This is a genomic window from Proteus terrae subsp. cibarius (genome assembly GCF_011045835.1).
GTDB lineage: Bacteria > Pseudomonadota > Gammaproteobacteria > Enterobacterales > Enterobacteriaceae > Proteus > Proteus cibarius.
On sequence record NZ_CP047349.1, the window covers coordinates 2,948,039 to 2,965,152 of the forward strand.

The 17,114-nt window shown below is 37.3% G+C and carries 15 protein-coding genes; 7 read left to right on the top strand and 8 right to left on the bottom strand.

The window, feature by feature from the left end; genetic code table 11:
• Window positions 1-191: 191 nt before the first annotated feature.
• The 5 genes from GTH25_RS13610 to allS all read left to right on the top strand — a co-directional run bounded on the left by GTH25_RS13610 (window position 192) and on the right by allS (window position 4,937).
• Complete coding sequence (locus tag GTH25_RS13610; RefSeq protein ID WP_156733960.1) at window positions 192-854, top strand: CDP-alcohol phosphatidyltransferase family protein; 663 nt, start codon at window positions 192-194, stop codon at window positions 852-854.
• 3 nt (window positions 855-857) lie between these two features.
• On the top strand, window positions 858-1,580 hold the full coding sequence (locus tag GTH25_RS13615) for a lysophospholipid acyltransferase family protein (RefSeq protein WP_109419437.1): 723 nt from the start codon (window positions 858-860) through the stop codon (window positions 1,578-1,580).
• Complete coding sequence (locus GTH25_RS13620; RefSeq protein WP_023582641.1) at window positions 1,567-2,502, top strand: phosphatidate cytidylyltransferase; 936 nt, start codon at window positions 1,567-1,569, stop codon at window positions 2,500-2,502. Before GTH25_RS13615 ends, GTH25_RS13620 begins: the two co-directional genes overlap by 14 nt.
• Before the next feature lie 319 nt (window positions 2,503-2,821).
• A complete protein-coding gene (locus GTH25_RS13625; protein ID WP_075673297.1) occupies window positions 2,822-3,643 on the top strand; it encodes a CPBP family intramembrane glutamic endopeptidase in 822 nt (273 codons plus the stop codon).
• 379 nt (window positions 3,644-4,022) lie between these two features.
• A complete protein-coding gene (allS, locus tag GTH25_RS13630; protein WP_036934748.1) occupies window positions 4,023-4,937 on the top strand; it encodes an HTH-type transcriptional activator AllS in 915 nt (304 codons plus the stop codon).
• 58 nt (window positions 4,938-4,995) lie between these two features.
• On the opposite strand, the gene GTH25_RS13635 is transcribed toward allS, so the two are convergent.
• The 7 genes from GTH25_RS13635 to GTH25_RS13665 form a co-directional block, all read right to left on the bottom strand.
• Window positions 4,996-6,240, bottom strand: coding sequence for an MFS transporter (locus GTH25_RS13635; RefSeq protein ID WP_075673296.1), 1,245 nt, complete (start codon window positions 6,238-6,240; stop codon window positions 4,996-4,998).
• Window positions 6,241-6,265: 25 nt separating this feature from the next.
• On the bottom strand, window positions 6,266-7,171 hold the full coding sequence (locus GTH25_RS13640; protein ID WP_075673295.1) for a carbamate kinase: 906 nt from the start codon (window positions 7,169-7,171) through the stop codon (window positions 6,266-6,268).
• 47 nt (window positions 7,172-7,218) lie between these two features.
• Complete coding sequence (locus GTH25_RS13645) at window positions 7,219-8,046, bottom strand: oxamate carbamoyltransferase subunit AllH family protein (RefSeq protein ID WP_156733962.1); 828 nt, start codon at window positions 8,044-8,046, stop codon at window positions 7,219-7,221.
• Window positions 8,047-8,088: 42 nt separating this feature from the next.
• On the bottom strand, window positions 8,089-9,354 hold the full coding sequence (locus tag GTH25_RS13650) for a YlbE family protein (RefSeq protein ID WP_075673293.1): 1,266 nt from the start codon (window positions 9,352-9,354) through the stop codon (window positions 8,089-8,091).
• Between the two features lie 12 nt (window positions 9,355-9,366).
• Complete coding sequence (locus tag GTH25_RS13655) at window positions 9,367-11,034, bottom strand: acyl-CoA synthetase FdrA (RefSeq protein WP_099660080.1); 1,668 nt, start codon at window positions 11,032-11,034, stop codon at window positions 9,367-9,369.
• Between the two features lie 546 nt (window positions 11,035-11,580).
• Complete coding sequence (locus tag GTH25_RS13660) at window positions 11,581-12,147, bottom strand: YceI family protein (protein ID WP_159242305.1); 567 nt, start codon at window positions 12,145-12,147, stop codon at window positions 11,581-11,583.
• A gap of 105 nt (window positions 12,148-12,252) precedes the next feature.
• Complete coding sequence (locus tag GTH25_RS13665; protein ID WP_164530666.1) at window positions 12,253-12,930, bottom strand: hydrolase; 678 nt, start codon at window positions 12,928-12,930, stop codon at window positions 12,253-12,255.
• A gap of 267 nt (window positions 12,931-13,197) precedes the next feature.
• On the opposite strand from GTH25_RS13665, the gene GTH25_RS13670 reads away from it, so the two are divergent.
• Window positions 13,198-14,070 carry a pirin family protein gene (locus GTH25_RS13670; protein WP_075673289.1) on the top strand — a complete coding sequence of 291 codons (873 nt, stop codon included), beginning with the start codon at window positions 13,198-13,200 and terminating at the stop codon, window positions 14,068-14,070.
• A 75-nt stretch (window positions 14,071-14,145) separates the two neighbouring features.
• On the opposite strand, the gene GTH25_RS13675 is transcribed toward GTH25_RS13670, so the two are convergent.
• Entirely contained in the window at window positions 14,146-15,051 is a 906-nt protein-coding gene (locus GTH25_RS13675) for a LysR substrate-binding domain-containing protein (RefSeq protein WP_075673288.1), read from the bottom strand.
• A 521-nt stretch (window positions 15,052-15,572) separates the two neighbouring features.
• On the opposite strand from GTH25_RS13675, the gene GTH25_RS13680 reads away from it, so the two are divergent.
• The gene (locus GTH25_RS13680; RefSeq protein WP_109395419.1) at window positions 15,573-17,045 is read left to right on the top strand and encodes an anion permease; all 1,473 of its coding nucleotides are present in this window, start codon (window positions 15,573-15,575) and stop codon (window positions 17,043-17,045) included.
• Window positions 17,046-17,114: the final 69 nt, after the last annotated feature.

The following is a 17,114-nucleotide window of genomic DNA, read 5'->3' on the forward strand; positions in this document are numbered from 1 at the left end:
ATAAATAGGTATTAACACCTAGAAAAATAAATAATTATTAATATTTGATTTATAGTCTTAATATGAGCATAACAAAAAGGCATCAATCGTTATAAAAAAAATATAAGATAAATTTATACGTTTATTCTTATTCTCACTTTGTACAAATGCCCTTATGCTATCCCCTTCTAACTAGCCTTTTACAAAGAAAAATGAACTCTCAAGATAAAAACCGTCGTCCTATAAAAGCAAGACAAACAAACTGGGCCACAAAGTGCAGTCGCTATTTACAACAAAAAGGGGCAACCCCTAATGCTATTTCTGTGTTTAGCGTCGTATTTGCATTACTTGCAGGCTTATCACTCTTTTGTGCTCTCTTTTACACATCTGGATTATTACGCTCAATTTTATTGATCCTTGGAGCTATCATGATCCAAGGTCGCCTAATTTGTAATTTATTAGATGGTATGGTTGCCGTCGAAGGTGGCATGAAAAGCCCTGTAGGTGCTGTCTATAATGAATTACCTGACAGAATTGCCGATACTCTAATTATTTTGGGTGTCGGTTATGGACTCTCTTCTGACTTTTCTATCGCCATTACATTAAGTTGGGTGGGCGCTTTTTTTGCGGTAATGACCGCTTATGTTCGTGTCTTAGGCGGTGCTTGTGGATTAGATCAACAATTTACAGGCCCAATGGCAAAACAACACCGAATGGCATTATTAACCTCTGTTGCCGTTATTGCTACATTTCTTCCTAGTCTTTGGGGAATATGGCTCTTTTTTATTTCATTATGGATTATTATTTTAGGCTCAATACTGACCACAATTTTCAGAACCCGTCGAATTTTACGGGATTTAGCACAAGGTGTCTGATTAATGAAAAATGGAAAACTTGCTTTAGATGCAAAAGTGGTATCATCCGTCTTAGTCTCTATTTGTCGATTCTTAACAGGTATTCGCGCTAAACAAACCTCTCCTATTGCGAAAGATACGCCTTGTATTTATTACGCTAACCATTCTAGTCATCTTGATGGCTTAGTTATTTGGTCTTGTCTTTCCCCCAATATTCGCCCTTATGTTCATCCGGTTGCCGCTGAAGATTATTGGAATAAAAACCGCTTACGCCGTTATTTATCTCGTCGTATCTTTAGAGCTATTCTTATCCCTCGTCATGCTGCCAAAATGAATTTTCCACAAGAAGAAAATTCTTGCGAAGAGATCGTAGAACAACACACTAATAACTCGGCATCATCGACACCAAATAAAGTCAACGCACTTGCTCTGATGCAAGAAATTTTAGACCAAGGTGATTCTTTAATTATTTTTCCTGAGGGTACTCGAGGTAATGGCGAATCTATTCAAGATTTTAAAGCAGGTCTTTGGCATCTTTCTCGTAAAAATCCGAATGTGCAATTAGTCCCTATTTATCTGGAAAACTTAAATAGAGTCCTTCCTAAAGGTTCTCGCTTAGTTGTTCCCGTTATTTGCAGTGCGATTTTTGGTGCTCCGATTAGTTCCACCCATGAAAATGAAAGCAAACAAGAATTTTTGGTAAGAGCAAAAAGTGCGTTAGAGGAGCTACACAATGGAACGTATTAATAATGAAGTCCTCTGGATCTTTATCGGGCTCTTCTCTTTCTTAATTATTGCCAGCATTATTGGTGCTATTTTAGCCGCCATAAAAGGCCCTACCTCCACTATCACGAATCTTAATTCAAGGATCAACGCGTGGTGGGTAATGTGTATTATCGCGGGTGTTGCCATAGGAATTGGGGCTATTGGATCTGTCGTCCTATTTACCATTATCTCATGGCTTGCATTACGTGAACTGATCACCTTAACACCCACACATCGTGGCGATCATGAAGCGCTCTTCTGGTGCTTCTTCGTTATATTGCCTATTCAATACATTCTTGTTGGCGTGCAATGGTATAACTTAATGGCAGTATTTATCCCAGTTTACGCCTTCTTATTAATACCAACACGTATGGCACTTTCAGGTGATACTCGCCACTTCTTAGAACGTATGGCAAAAGTACAGTGGAGCGTGATGATAGCAATTTATTGCCTAAGCTATGCACCAGCACTTTTAATGTTACCAATAGAAGGTTTTGAAGGTCGTAATATCAATTTACTGCTCTTTTTAATGATAGTGGTGCAAGTTTCTGACGTACTTCAATATGTGTTTGGTAAATTATTTGGCAAACATCCTATCGTACCTAAATTAAGCCCAAATAAAACAGTGGAAGGTTTTTTTGGTGGAATTATCTCCGCCAGTCTGATTGGCATGATGTTGTGGTGGGCAACACCTTTCTCATGGTGGGCGGCATTTTTACTCTCTTTAGTAATTACATTGGCAGGTTTTGCTGGTGGTTTATGCATGTCTGCAATCAAAAGAGACAGTGGTGTAAAAGATTTTGGTACGATGATAGAAGGTCATGGTGGCATGATGGATAGAATGGATTCTCTCTGTTTTGCAGCGCCAATTTTCTTCCATGTTATTCGCTATTTTTACGTTTAGTTTTACTTTGTTTAATCAAATGTAAACTAGCTCGATGTAGACTCAAATGCCGATATTAAAACCATCGGCATTTTTATACGCCTGATTTCGCTCATGCTAATTTAATATCATGAATTGACTATCATTATATAAATTAAACATTTGTTTTAATTTTAGATTAAAAATCAAAAATAACTGTTTTATATATAAATCAGATAATTAAATAAAGACATGACGAATAAAGAGGTCTGATTTCTCTACATTTTTATTTATAATGATAGCCTAGAAGGCCACTATCTTTTACCCTAGCGCTCCTTTTTATTTTAGATCCTTTACAATTATGATCACTTGGCTACTTCTTGCTTTTTCTTTGTTATTTCTGGGTTTCAATCGTACGCTTGCGTTTATTACATTGATATTTACAGCACTTAGCGCATTTATAACGGGTGTTATTACATGGCAAACCTTGCCAGTTATTTTTAGTATTCTCTTACTTGCATTCGCCTATTCTCGCTATCAAAAACAGCCTTTACTTAGAGCTATTATTATTCTCGCACTTGTCATTATTGCCAGTGGATTAACTTTTCACCTTATTCCTGGTTTTAACAATTTACGCTACCTTTCACACGCCATTATAGGCATGAAAAGCGCCCCTTTTTCTTTTTATTTCAATGCAGATAAAGCATTATTACCTTTTATTTTTCTGATTTTTATTCCCACACTTTTTGTCTGCGATCCATTAAAAAAAGCAAATAAATTACATTGGGCAATGCTAATTATTGCCATTCCTGCATTATTATTGATCGCTGTAAAGCTAGGGGGATTGGCAATTGAATTGCATTTACCATCGTGGCTACCTGCATTTATTCTCGCGAATCTCTTTTTTGTATCACTTGCTGAAGAAGCGTTATTTAGAGGTGTGATTCAACAAACATTATCACGTTACCTACCCCCTTATGTTGCGCTATTAATAGCAGCCATTATCTTTGGTTTAGCACATTCTGCAGGTGGATTACTGTTGATCATATTTGCTTCACTGGCGGGTATTATTTATGGATTAGCGTGGATGTGGAGTGGTCGACTTTGGGTTTCAACGCTATTTCACTTTGCACTTAATCTGACTCACCTTCTCTTCTTTACTTACCCATTTAAAATCGCGTGATCTCTATTTATCACCATTTAATACTGGCCTAATTTTTATTCTGATCTTCACTGCCTTTTACTGATATCTTAACTTCGTCAGTAAAAGGATGAGTGAAACGTGAAAGTAATCACACAAATAGAATACAGATATTCTTATTTGCGCCCATCATCTAATGAAATTTTTGTTAGTATGCTTTATTGCTTATCTATAAATAATCAAAACTTCATACGGCGAACAACAATAAGCCAAAAATAATAACATCCATTAACACGATAAGAAGTTGTCTTACTTTGCGGTATAGACCTCAGAAAAAATAGGTAAGCTTTGCTCTGTTTGCTTTTTTTAGTTCAGCATTATCTGCTGATATTTTGCCTCTCTTATTACCAGGACAAAAAATATGTTAGACCAAGAAATGATCCGTACTTTTATACAGGTCGCCGATTGCCAAAGCTTTACCAAAGCAGCCGATGTGCTTCATAAAACATCGGCAGCAATTAGTTACCGTATTAAAACATTAGAAGAAAATATCGGTACCCAACTTTTTAATCGCACCACAAGAACCGTCACACTGACACCGGCGGGCGAATATCTATTAGAAAAATGTCGTCAATGGATTGTATGGTTAGAGTCAATGCCTGTAGAACTTCAGCAGATGAACGCGGGTGTCGAACATCAGGTCAACATTGTGATCAATAATCTGCTCTATGATCGTACCGCGGTTGCCAGTATGTTGGCTTGTCTTCATCAGCGCTTTCCTTCTACCCAGTTTCATATTACTCGTCAAGTCTATATGGGAGTTTGGGATGCGCTTATTAACGAAGATTATCATTTTGCTATTGGCGTTACCGGTAATGAATCCCTTAAGAATAATATCAACATTTGTGCGATGGGAGAAATTCAATGGCAATTTGTTGTCGCGCCTAATCATCCTTTAGCCAATATCAGTGGTGTATTAAGCGATGATCAAATGCGTATGTATTCTGCTGTAAACGTCGAAGATACCTCTCGCCATCTTTCTAAACGTACAGCATGGCGTTTATCGGGTCAGCATGAGATCCGTGTGCCTGATTTACACACCAAATTAGCCTGCCATTTAAAAGGCGTAGGAATAGGATTTTTGCCATTAAGTTTATGCAAACCACTTATTGATAGCGGACAGTTAATTGCGAAAGAAGTGAAAAACCGTCGTCATAACTCCCCTCTTTCACTAGCATGGTGTGAAGATAAAAAAGGTGCTGTAGTGAGTTATTTAGTGGAGTTGTTTAAGCAAAATCATCCTAGCGTACAATCGTTTTACGATCCTTTAAATTAAAAAGGCAAACCGAAGTTTGCCCTTTAACTGTTTATTCAATGACTACCTGAATAATGTACTACGCTTTTGCTTCTTCATTATTGTTGTTGCTTTCTTTAATAAAGAGGCTCGCCACAATACCGATACAAATCAGAATAGCTGCAAAGTAGAAACCTGAGTCCATGCTACCTGTTTTGTCTGATAAGAAACCCGTTAATGTTGGAGCAAAAACAGAACCTAACATACCGATACAGTTGTAAACACCAAACGATGTACCTAGTGCATGTCGCGGTGAGTTATCAGCAACTACAGCAACAAGAACTGGGTTTGTACTGATTTTACCTACAATACCGTAAAGGATCAGAGCACCAATTAACACCGGCATTGATTCTGACATTGGTACGGCAAGAATAGCGATTAATGACAGCGGTAACATGATTAATAATACAGGTTTACGACGACCAATTTTATCTGAAACCCAGCTAAAAATAAGCGAACCAGGAATAGCAAACCAAGGCATTAATGATGCGATAGTTGAAATTTGAGTTCCTGTAATTCCACGTTCAGTTTCTAAGTAGTACGGTAACCAAGTGACTAATACAAAGAAGCCATAGATTGAACAGAAGATAGTGACATATGCAAGGTTGATATTGCGATTACCAAATAAATCTTTAAATGTCAGTTTAACTTTCTGTTTTGGAGCGCCATTTTCTGCCGCCGGTTGTGCTTTTGGCTTATCTTTGATGATCCATAACATCACCAAACCAATGATAATAATTGGTACACCAATGATATAGAACGGAGCACGCCAGCTCATTCCCATCTCACCGACAGAAATACTTGAAATGTAGTAACCAATAGACAGACCAAATGCCATACCACTATTGATAATCGCACTACCTAATGTAATACGATGCTTCGGTATTGCTTCTGAAGATAAGCCATACTGAGGGCCATAATAGAAGCCTTGGAATATCCCCACCATGACCCATGCAAACATAAAGGTCACGTAAGTTGGCATCATCCCCGCAATAATGGTAAATCCACCAAAGAGAACAACCCCTGTTACTAATACTTTTTTCTTCCCTAAATAGTCACCTATCATTCCTGATGGAATATTAAGTGCAGTATATCCGATAAAGAAAATACTCATGATAGAACCGAGTTGAGCTTTAGTAAGATCAAATTCAGCACCAATATTTACCATTAAAGGACCAACAATGGCACGGCTACCATACAGCGCAATCCAGCCAAAGAAGAAGATAATGGTCAGTTTGACCCAATAAGGGACTTTGCCTTTCTCATTCACTTGTGCATCGTTCATAATGACGCTCCTGAAAGAATTTTTATTAAGACTTATAAATTAAAGTGCCAGACTGACCTTCAATAACTTGTTGAATATTTTGTAATGCACCAATATGAGCTTGTTGCCCTGTTGCATTAACAAAATCACTCACTGCCATAATTTTTGGTCCCATTGCGCCATCAGCGACAGCCATTGGTGCAAGTTCTTCTGGTGTTGCTTCACGAATTGCAGCTTGTTCTGGTGTACCCCAATTTTTATAAATAGCATCTGCCTCTGTTAAAATAACAAAGTGCTCTGCATTTAATTCACGAGAAATTAAAGCTGCCGTTAAATCTTTATCAATAACCGCTTCACTACCAATAAATTCATTATTTGTATTGTTAACTGGAATACCACCACCGCCACCACAAATAACAATATGGCCTTTATCTAATAAAAGTCTTACTGCCTCGATATCAATAATCTTTTTCGGTGTTGGTGATGGAACAACACGGCGATAATGTTTACCATCTTGTTTAAATGTCCATTGATACTTCGCAATTAATTCTTCTTTATCAGCTTCATCATAAATAGGGCCAATAAACTTACTTGGATCGTTAAATGCTTCATCATTAATATCAACTGAAACTCGAGTCATTACCGTTGTAATAGCTTGTTCAGGATGATTTTGATTAATTTTCTGCATCATCATATAACCAATCATACCTTGGCTTTCTGCCACCAAGATATCTAACGGGTATGCAGGAACATCTTGATATGCAAGGTTTTGCAGTGCAAGCAATCCAACTTGAGGCCCATTACCGTGTACTAATACAACACGATACTCTTTGGCTAATTTATTAATTGTCTCTGACATTAATTCAATATTTTTATATTGATTTTCAGCAGACAAAACTTCTCCGCGTTGCAATAATGCATTTCCGCCTAAAGCAATAACAATTGTTTTCATAATTATCCGTATCCGAATGTTTATATAAATTCTTTTATTAAAGAAATTTAATCAATATGCTGTTGTTGTTTTTTAGTTTGGTAACCAATCCATAATCCCAGTAATGTATCTGCTCCGGAATGATGACCAATAGAGAGTATTTCCAACATATCCTTAAAAATAATCTCTTTATTCTTTATTTTTTTACCTAGTTGAATGAGATAGGTAGAAAATATTCCCTGTGTGGCATATTCCAAATAATGCTTACTGACAATAGTGGTCAACTCAGATAAAGGTGGTGTGTTATTAAAAAAATGATTAAGTTTCTTTTCAGGCTCTGCTAGATAATGCGCAAATAACATTCCCACCAGCATATCATCTGAACTTGGCGTTAATCCGGGGCCTTTCCCTGTAAAAATAGCCCAGTTAACAGCATTGCCTAATAGCTGGTTATGAAACAGCTTAGTTAATAACTTAATTTCACTAAGTTGCGCGATTTGACGGTAATTTTTCAATGATCCATATAACCCCGTTGCAATCGCGGGTGATAACAGAGAAAAAAAACTTTCTAACCAACGTAAATCTAAATCCGCTTTTTCTTGTAAACGCAAATTCTCACTTTGACCTGCATTCAATGTGAGCTTATTTGCGAGTGTTGCTTGATGATTTTTAAGGTTCATCACAATCGAGGGATTGCACTGTTTTGCAAAATAATCAAAATCATCTTGCTTCAGTAACCACCCCATCGGGCTTAATCCTCTTCCTTCACGATGAAAAGTCATTAAGCGTTGCTGAGGGCAAATGAAATTCAAAGCATGATCATAAATGCCCACACATTTAATCTCACCTTCAAAGTCAGTGATATGCTGGCTGGTTTGAAGTGCTTGAATTTGCATAATGCCCCCTTTATTGCTGTACTTTGTCGTTAGAAAACGAGATTAAGCGTCGATACCTAGCTCTTCAGCGAGTGCAACAATCGCTTTTTCAAAGCAACCTAAAGGTGCGCGCACAGTACCCGCACCAATCTGACCAACACCCGGCTCTTTATGTGCAATACCAGTGTTAATCAGTGGAGTGATCCCTGTTTCAACAACGCGACGTGCATCTAAGCCTAAACATGCACCTTGGAAATCCCAAGTTGGAATTTGCAACATCATGTTACGAGCAAGATAGATCTCAGCCATTTCTTCAGTCACTTCACGCGCTGCATCCATACCGCCAGATGCGCCAACAAAACGTGTTACACCAGGAGCTGCAACCATTGCTGCGCCACCAATACCGAAAGTTTCAGTGATTGCACTGTCACCAATATCTGGGTTTGCATCTGCTTGGCTAAAGCCAGAGAAGAATAGACCTTGCGGCGTATTGACTGGAGCGGTAAACCATTGATCACCCATTCCGCTGATTTTGATACCAAAGTTGCTACCATTACGCGTCATCACAGTGACGATAGTACCTTGCTTGATTTGAGCACCTGCATCCATCGCCGCTTTACAGTAAGCCATTGCTAAGTTCAGGAAGAATTGGTCTGTAATGCTCAGGAATTTAGTCACTTTTGTGATTTCAGCTTCTTCGAAATCTAAAGTGCCTAATACTGGTGCCAGTTGGCGCAGTAGCAGAGCAGATGCAGCGATGTTACGTTGGTGGAATTCATCACCCATCGTAATTGCTTGCCCCATAATTGCAGTTAGATCGATACCGTTTTCAAACGTTGCAATCGCAGCTTTTAATACTGGTGCTAAGCTATTTTTCATCCAATGTAAACGCTCTTGCACATCTGGGCCGTAAGCACCAAAGCGCATCACTTTACCGATACCTTCGTTCATGTTGCAGTAAGCATAGTTACCATGAATGTGGTTTTTGATAACCAGCATTGGCATATGAGCAGAAGTAATACCGCCCATTGGGCCTACTGCATTTACGTTATGGCAAGGAATAAACTCAATTTCGCCTGCTTCTAACATGGCTAATGCTTGCTCTTCAGTTTCTGCCCAGCCTTCAAATAAAGAAGCACCGATACATGCACCGCGAACAGGACCGCTCATTTCTCCCCAAGTTACTGGAGGACCTGCGTGAAGTAATTTTTTACCTGTCTCTAAAGTAGGAACAACTTCTTTTGCTAAGCTAACATCACACCAGTGAGGACGGGCTTCACGGATACGTTCGATAACTGCTTCATTCGCTTGTTCGATAGTTGAGTACATATCTGCAATTCCTTATTTCAATTTCTTTAATATTTCAGCCAGTTTCTTATTACCACCTGCGACAGGTGCCCACTGATAATGAACAACAGGGGTGCCACTTGATTGCAGATCGTCTGCAAAGCTACGTAATCCTGCGTTGATCACAGAGATCCCGTTAAGCAGTGGTGATACTTCAGCATGTACTTCTGCTGGATGTGGCTGGATTAATTCTTTTGCTAATAAAACGGCTTCTGGCAACGTGTCCATCACAATAATGCCCGCTTCTTTCAGCTGTTTTTGCTGTTCGCTACGGTTTTGTGGATCGTCTTCAGTACCAGTGATTGTTGCGATAGTGATCAGTGGATTAGCTTCGCCACGTTTCTCATTCAGTTTTTTGATTTCTTGAATTAACGCGCCGGCTGGATCTTGAGTTGCACCATAACCAATAACAAAATCAACCAGTAACACGCCCGTTTCTGTTTTATTGCTTAGCTCACTGATAAATTTGTTACGTGTAGATGGGTCAATCATTGGGTGTGGTTTACCCTGTGTATAGAAATCATCACCCATATCGATAATTTTGTGGCCGTCTGCATCTAGCATCGTGCCTTGTTTATGTTCGTTATCGACTTCAACATTGAGTTTTTCAGATAACAACATGGCGCACTCAGCCGCTAACGTACCGCCAGCATAAAGACCAATGATTTTCTTACCTGCAACTTTTGGTAACTCTGCTGCGATATCTTCAACACGCGCTAATTCAGCCGCAATACGTGCAGTTTCATCTAAAGTACGAGTGAAGTAGATATTGTCGTCTTGGAATTTCTCAGGTGTTGTTCCTAAGAATTGAGCCACAATCGGTTTATTATGACGCTTCATTTCTGCAATGATTTTTTGACGAACAGCTGGTGCTGGTGGCTTAGAAACAAAGGCAATAACACGAGTATTAGGATCAGCAGCTAGCATATTGATAGCAGTGATCGCACTGATACCACCAATTTGCTCTGTTAAATCACGACCACCTAAACCAATTGAGTGAGAAATACCTTGGCGTTGTAAAACGATTTGAGAGGTAATTTCTTGAATACCTGTACCTGATGCCCCAACAATACCAATCGAGCCTTTCGGTGCAATGTTAGCGAAAGCAAGAGGCGCACCAGCAATATTTGCCGTACCGCAGTCTGGCCCCATAACAATCAGACCTTTGGCGGCTGCTTTTTCTTTTAGTGCTTTTTCATCTGCGATAGATACGTTGTCAGAGAACAGCATAACGTTACAGCCATCATCTAACCCCGTATCCGCTAGCTCAGCAGCATATTCACCGGCAATAGAGATAAGCAACATATTGGCATTAGTGCTTTTTTGTTTAGCGGTACGCCAGCTACGGACTGTCGTTAATTTGTTACCGCCTTTTTGACCACTTGCAATTTCTGCTAATGCTTCTTCTAACGCAGTAGAAATCATGTCGACAATGGCAGGATCATCTGATTCCGCTTTAATCGAAACACAAATGTCATTCGGTGTTGCTTCGTTAAACATGTCATGCCAGAAACCGGTGACATCGAGAAGAGATTTATTCGCTGGTGTACCCATCATGACGGAAATTTCTTCCACCTCTGGGGCTTCACTTAATTTTCGGGAAATAATCATCAGGCTTACTGAATCCTGAAAGCTCCCTTTTTTAATAAAAGCATGGATCATTATGATATCCTTAACGCATTTAATATATGTAACAGCACATATCTATTTGCATTTCGTTTTTTTGATAATAAGAAGCCTATTTGCTTAAGTTATTAAGCAATATAAATAAATGTCTGATTTATTAATTTCTAATCTCTGCGTATAAACATACTGAAGAAATATCAAAATGTAGAGTGATAGAAGTCACACTTATTTATTGTAAAAAATTTTTATTTAATCGAACGATATTTATTAAATAAATTATGATGAGAAAAGTTTATTGATTTTTGAATAAAACCAAAAACTTTATAGGAAGATTTAACGAATGATAAACAATTACCAACCTATAAATATCAAATAAAACAAAGACAAATGATTTACAGGTTACAATTTCATAACATACAACAATAAATAATTATTATCAACAAATAAAAAAATCTATTTTTATTTGTTGGATTTTCAAATCAGCCTTTATTTTTAATTGTATTTTATTTTATAAAATAGCAAAAAAGCCTTGTATTTAATAAGGCTTTTAAAATAGAAAGAATATTTAATATATGACTTAAGTTACTGCTTAATTGCTTCTACTTGGATTTTTAATGTCATATTATCAGTCATCCCTTCTTTAACTAAAAAGTCCACACCCCAATCTGAACGTTTAATGGTTGTTTCAAAATCACCACCACAAACAGGTGCATTAAATACAGGGCTTTCATAACAATTAAATTTAGTTGCTGTTAATTTAATTGGCAATGTTTTTCCTTTCATGGTTAATAACCCTTCAATAGATGTGGGCTTATTATTAGAGAAATGCCATTGTGTTGAAGAAAATTGAATTGTTGGATATTTATCTGCATCTAATATATCGGCACTTTTTATATGATTATCAAATGCTGTTAATCCCGTATTTAATGTTTTAACCGGAATAGTAACGTTTATTTTCCCTATATTCTTCTTTGGAGAATAAGTTAAATCCCCTTCAATTTCATAAAAACCACCACTATTAGTAGAAGTACCAAAGTGATCAATATAAAACATGGCCTTAGTGTGTGTTGGTTCAAGTTTATATTCATTTGCTTGTACTGCTGGCACAAGTAATAATGATGATAATATGGTAGATAAAATAAATTTCATTATTGTTTCCTAATATATTTTTGTAACAGAATGCCCATAAAGAAAAAGTTTTATAGGCATTTTTAAACACAGAAAATACAAATTGCAAAGAGAGTTAAAAATTAATTAACGCTGAGAATCTAAAGCTTCGTTATTTTTTAATACATCTTGAGCTTTGCTATAACTTTCAATTAATAGCTGATAAGCAGGGAAAATCTGGGTATACGCTTGCGCCCATTCTGCTGCGTCAGCACGGTTCCATGTTTTTTGAATTTCAGAAGCAACTGCTGCGGTATCCATCGGTACTACGCCAGCTTGAACAATACGAGCTAAGGTAATTTCTTCCGCCATTTTACTGTAAGTACCTGATGCATCAATCACTGCAAAGACTTGATAACCCTCAGCAATGGCACTAATTGCAGGGAATGCCATACAAACACTCGTAATAGTACCCGCAATAATTAATTGCTTTTTACCTGTGGCTTTAACGGCTTCAACAAACTCAGGATTATCCCAAGCATTAATTTCACCTTTACGTGCAACATATTTTGCGTGAGGAGCATTTTGATGAATTTCAGGAATTAATGGGCCATTAGGACCTTGTGGTACAGAAGCCGTTGTAATAACAGGCATGTTAGCTAATGTTGCTATTTTTGCTAATACTGAAGCACGAGCTCGTAATTCAGTCATTGGCATATCATCCACGGTTTGGAATAAACCACTTTGATGATCAATTAATAACATAACCGCATCTTCTGGATTAATTACAGGGCGCTGACCATTAAAATTTGCTGGAGTGCTCATTTATTTATTCCTTTTAATTAATAAAGTTGATCATTAACATGATTTAAGAAAAATATTTTTATATCGTTTCTCTTTCGTTGTAATAAACAATAATCAATTAATTAAAATCTCGGTAGTAGCAATTCTGATAAACACTATTCTAAAAATAGAACACTGAAACATTTTATTATTGTTCTATTTTTAGGATGATGAAATCTATTTTTGGCACTACTTAAATATATTAGTCGCTCTAAAATAGGCCCTATAGAAATCTTATAGGAACATTTTATGAAAAAAATCATAGGTATTTATAAAGCACCTCGTCAACATTGGGTTGGCGATGGTTTTCATGTTCGCTCACTCTTTAGTTATGGTAATCATGGTAAATATTTAAACCCATTTTTACTTTTAGATAGAGCCGGGCCTACCGATTTTCCTGCATCTCAAGGACATAATCGTGGTGTCGGGGAACACCCACATCGTGGATTTGAAACAGTCACTATCGTTTATAAAGGTGAAGTTGCACACCATGATTCCACAGGAGAAGGGGGTGTAATCGGCCCGGGTGACGTGCAATGGATGACCGCTGCGTCAGGTATTTTACATCAAGAATATCATTCTGATGAATTTACCAAAGAAGGTGGTGTGTTAGATATGGTGCAATTGTGGGTTAATCTTCCATCTGAGGCTAAATCGGCACCTGCTGGCTATCAATTGCTAAAAGAAAGCGCGATCCCTGTACTTCCTTTAGCAGATAATGCCGGAAAAATGCGCATTATTGCCGGTGATTATCACGACACACATGGCGCTGCAAAAACTTTTTCACCTGTAGATGTGTGGGATCTTCAATTAAAAAGCACAAAATCAGTGACGTTGCCGACCAAGAAAGATCGTTATGTAGGGTTAGTGATATTGCACGGTAGTGTTTATCTTGATAATCAAACTCAACTACAAACAGGTGATTTGGTGATTTTAGATAATGAAGGTGGTTCTGTTAATCTTGAAGCTATTGAAGATGCAATAATCTTGTATCTCAGTGGAGAGCCTATTAATGAGCCTGTTGTTGGTTATGGCCCTTTTGTCATGAATAGCGAAGCTCAAATCAAACAAGCTATTGATGATTTTAACCAAGGTAAATTCGGTCGTATTCCTAACGAGTAACACTTTTATTTCATACAACAAACAATAGAAACCAAACGGCTCCCTTTAATATTCGGAGCCGTTTTTATATTGCACTTACTCTTTCAATGGCGACATATTATCAGCAAGGTATTCCAGCAATACTTGAATCGCAGGTAATAAGCCTTTTCTTGACGGGTAAACTGCATGAATAACATCTTTAGGAAAACGCCAATTTGGCAACACTTCAATTAACGAGCCGTCTTGTAGTTCATTTTCAACCACACTCAGTGGTAATCGAGTTATTCCTAATCCTTTTAATGTTGCTTTATAAAGTGTAATAACATCGGTTGTCGCTAGTTTCGGAGTCACATGTTGTGTGGAAACCGTACCATTTTCATGAGTCAAGGTTAGTGTGTATTGTTGTGAATGTTCGCTATTTGCCAAAATAGGATAGTCTGCAAGTTGTTCTGGTGAATCAGGGATCTCTTGTCCTTTAAATAACAAAGGGCTGGCGACTAGAACACGTCGAGAATAACCTAGGATTTTCATTGTTAGACCTGAGTCATCTAATGGTAATGCTCTTACTCGCAAGGCTAAATCAAGACCTTCACTAATTACATCAACAGGACGATTAATAGCTAATATCTGGATATTAATATCCGGGTATTTCTCCATAAAATCGACCAAAATATCTTGAATATAAATTTGCAATAATGCGACAGGACACGAGAGTTTAATTGTGCCATGTGGGTGCCCTTGCGCTGAACAAATAACTTCTTCTGCAATTTCAGCTTCTGAGACTACATTTTTACACTGCTGATAAAATGTCTGCCCGATTTTAGTGACATGAAATTGACGTGTAGAACGATAAATCAAAGAGACATTGAGCTTCTGTTCTAAATCAGCGATACGACGACTTAGTTTAGATTTAGGTATACCTAATGTTTCTGCTGCTTGAGAAAAACCGCCAAACTCAACGACTTTCACAAAATAGTAGAGATCATTTAAATCGTACTTCATTGTGTATCACCTATTAGGTTATTTTCAATATTTAGCTGAATTGTTTCAGGCGCCAATATTATAGCAAAAAATAATTGTAAATATTTTTCCATTATTCAACTATTGTTAATAATATTATAATCACATAGGTTAATAAGATAAAGACGATCAAAAACAATAACACAATTTATTCTAACTTTATTAAATTAATATTATAAATGTGATATAAGATGAATTCACATATCATAAATATATTTTATTTCCACCTATTATTGAAATTGACTTTTATTATTAATAAATCAGTTAAAATACAAAAAACCAATAAAAACATAAAGATAAAAACCACTCTATATTTCAATATCATTAAGTTATATAAAATGTATTTTTTTAAAATTAAGTTAATAAATAATTTTATTTTTATGACACCAATCAATGAATCTTTAATAATATGTTAATAAGATCGTTCTCAATAAAAACACTTATTCGCTTTATTTTTTTACTTCCGATTATTTATTTAACCTGCAACCTAATGGAATAACCTGATGAATAAATTAACTCCATTACGCCCCATACCTACATTAATCGCCGTTTCTATTACCCTTATTATCTGGTTTCTTATTCCCGTACCACAGGGAGTTGATCCCAATGCTTGGCATTTATTAGCACTCTTTGTCGGGACTATCGCTGCCATTATTGGTAAAGCTCTTCCTATCGGCGCTGTTTCTATTATTGCTATCGCATTAGTCGCTGTTACAGGGGTCACTAACCCTAATTCAACCAAAGCCGCTATCGGTGATGCATTAAGTGGATTTTCCAATGATCTTATCTGGTTAATTGGTATTTCCATTATGGTGTCAATGAGTCTGAATAAAACCGGGCTCGGCGCTAGAATTGGTTATTATTTTATTTCCCTATTTGGCAAAAAAACCATTGGGATAGCCTATTCATTGGCTATTGCTGAAACAATATTAGCCCCTGTAACACCAAGTAATACCGCGCGTGGTGGTGGGATTATTCACCCAATTATGCGTTCAATATCAGATAGTTTTAACTCTAAAGCAGAAGATGGTACAAGTGGTAAAATAGGCCGTTATCTCTCTTTAGTGAACTACAATATAAACCCAATTACTTCTGCCATGTTTATTACGGCAACAGCTCCTAACCCACTCATTGTGAGTTTAATTATCAGTGAAACCGATCCTACACATGAGCTTAGTTGGTCTATGTGGGCAATTGCGGCTTTTGTACCCGCTATCGTTTCATTAATTTTAATGCCTATTGTTATTTATCTACTTTATAAACCTGAAATAACCAGCACCCCGAATGCACCACATTTTGCTAAAGAGCGTTTAGCACAATTAGGGCCTATTTCATTGCCTGAAAAAATAACCCTTGCCGTCTTCGCATTATTATTAATTATGTGGGCAGGCGTCCCTGCACTGTTATTTGGTGATGGATTTAGCGTTAATGCGACAACAGCGGCATTTATTGGCTTATCTATTTTATTATGTACAGGTGTTTTGAATTGGGATGATATTTTAAAAAACAAAGGTGCATGGGATACCGTAGTTTGGTTCTCTGCATTAGTAATGATGGCATCCTTCTTAGGAAAATTAGGACTAATTAAATGGTTGTCACTCAGTGTTGGGGCAAGTATTGATAGCATGGGAATAAGTTGGGTCAGTGGCATGATATTACTGGTATTAATTTATGTTTATTCTCACTATTTCTTTGCCAGTACTACCGCCCATATTACCGCTATGTTTGCTGCTTTCTATGCCGCAGGTTTAGCCCTTGGCGCCCCACCAATGTTATTAGGACTTATCTTGGCATTCTCATCTTCATTAATGATGTCATTAACCCATTACGGTACTGGTACTGCACCCATTATTTTCGGTTCTGGCTACGCCACATTGGGCGAATGGTGGAAAACCGGATTTGTGATGAGCGTAGTTAACCTTATCGTTTGGATAACCTTGGGTAGTGTATGGTGGAAGGTACTGGGATATTGGTAAGGTTTTAAAAATATCGCCTTAAATAAAACAAATATAAGATGCCTAGTTTATTATTAGGCATCTTATAAA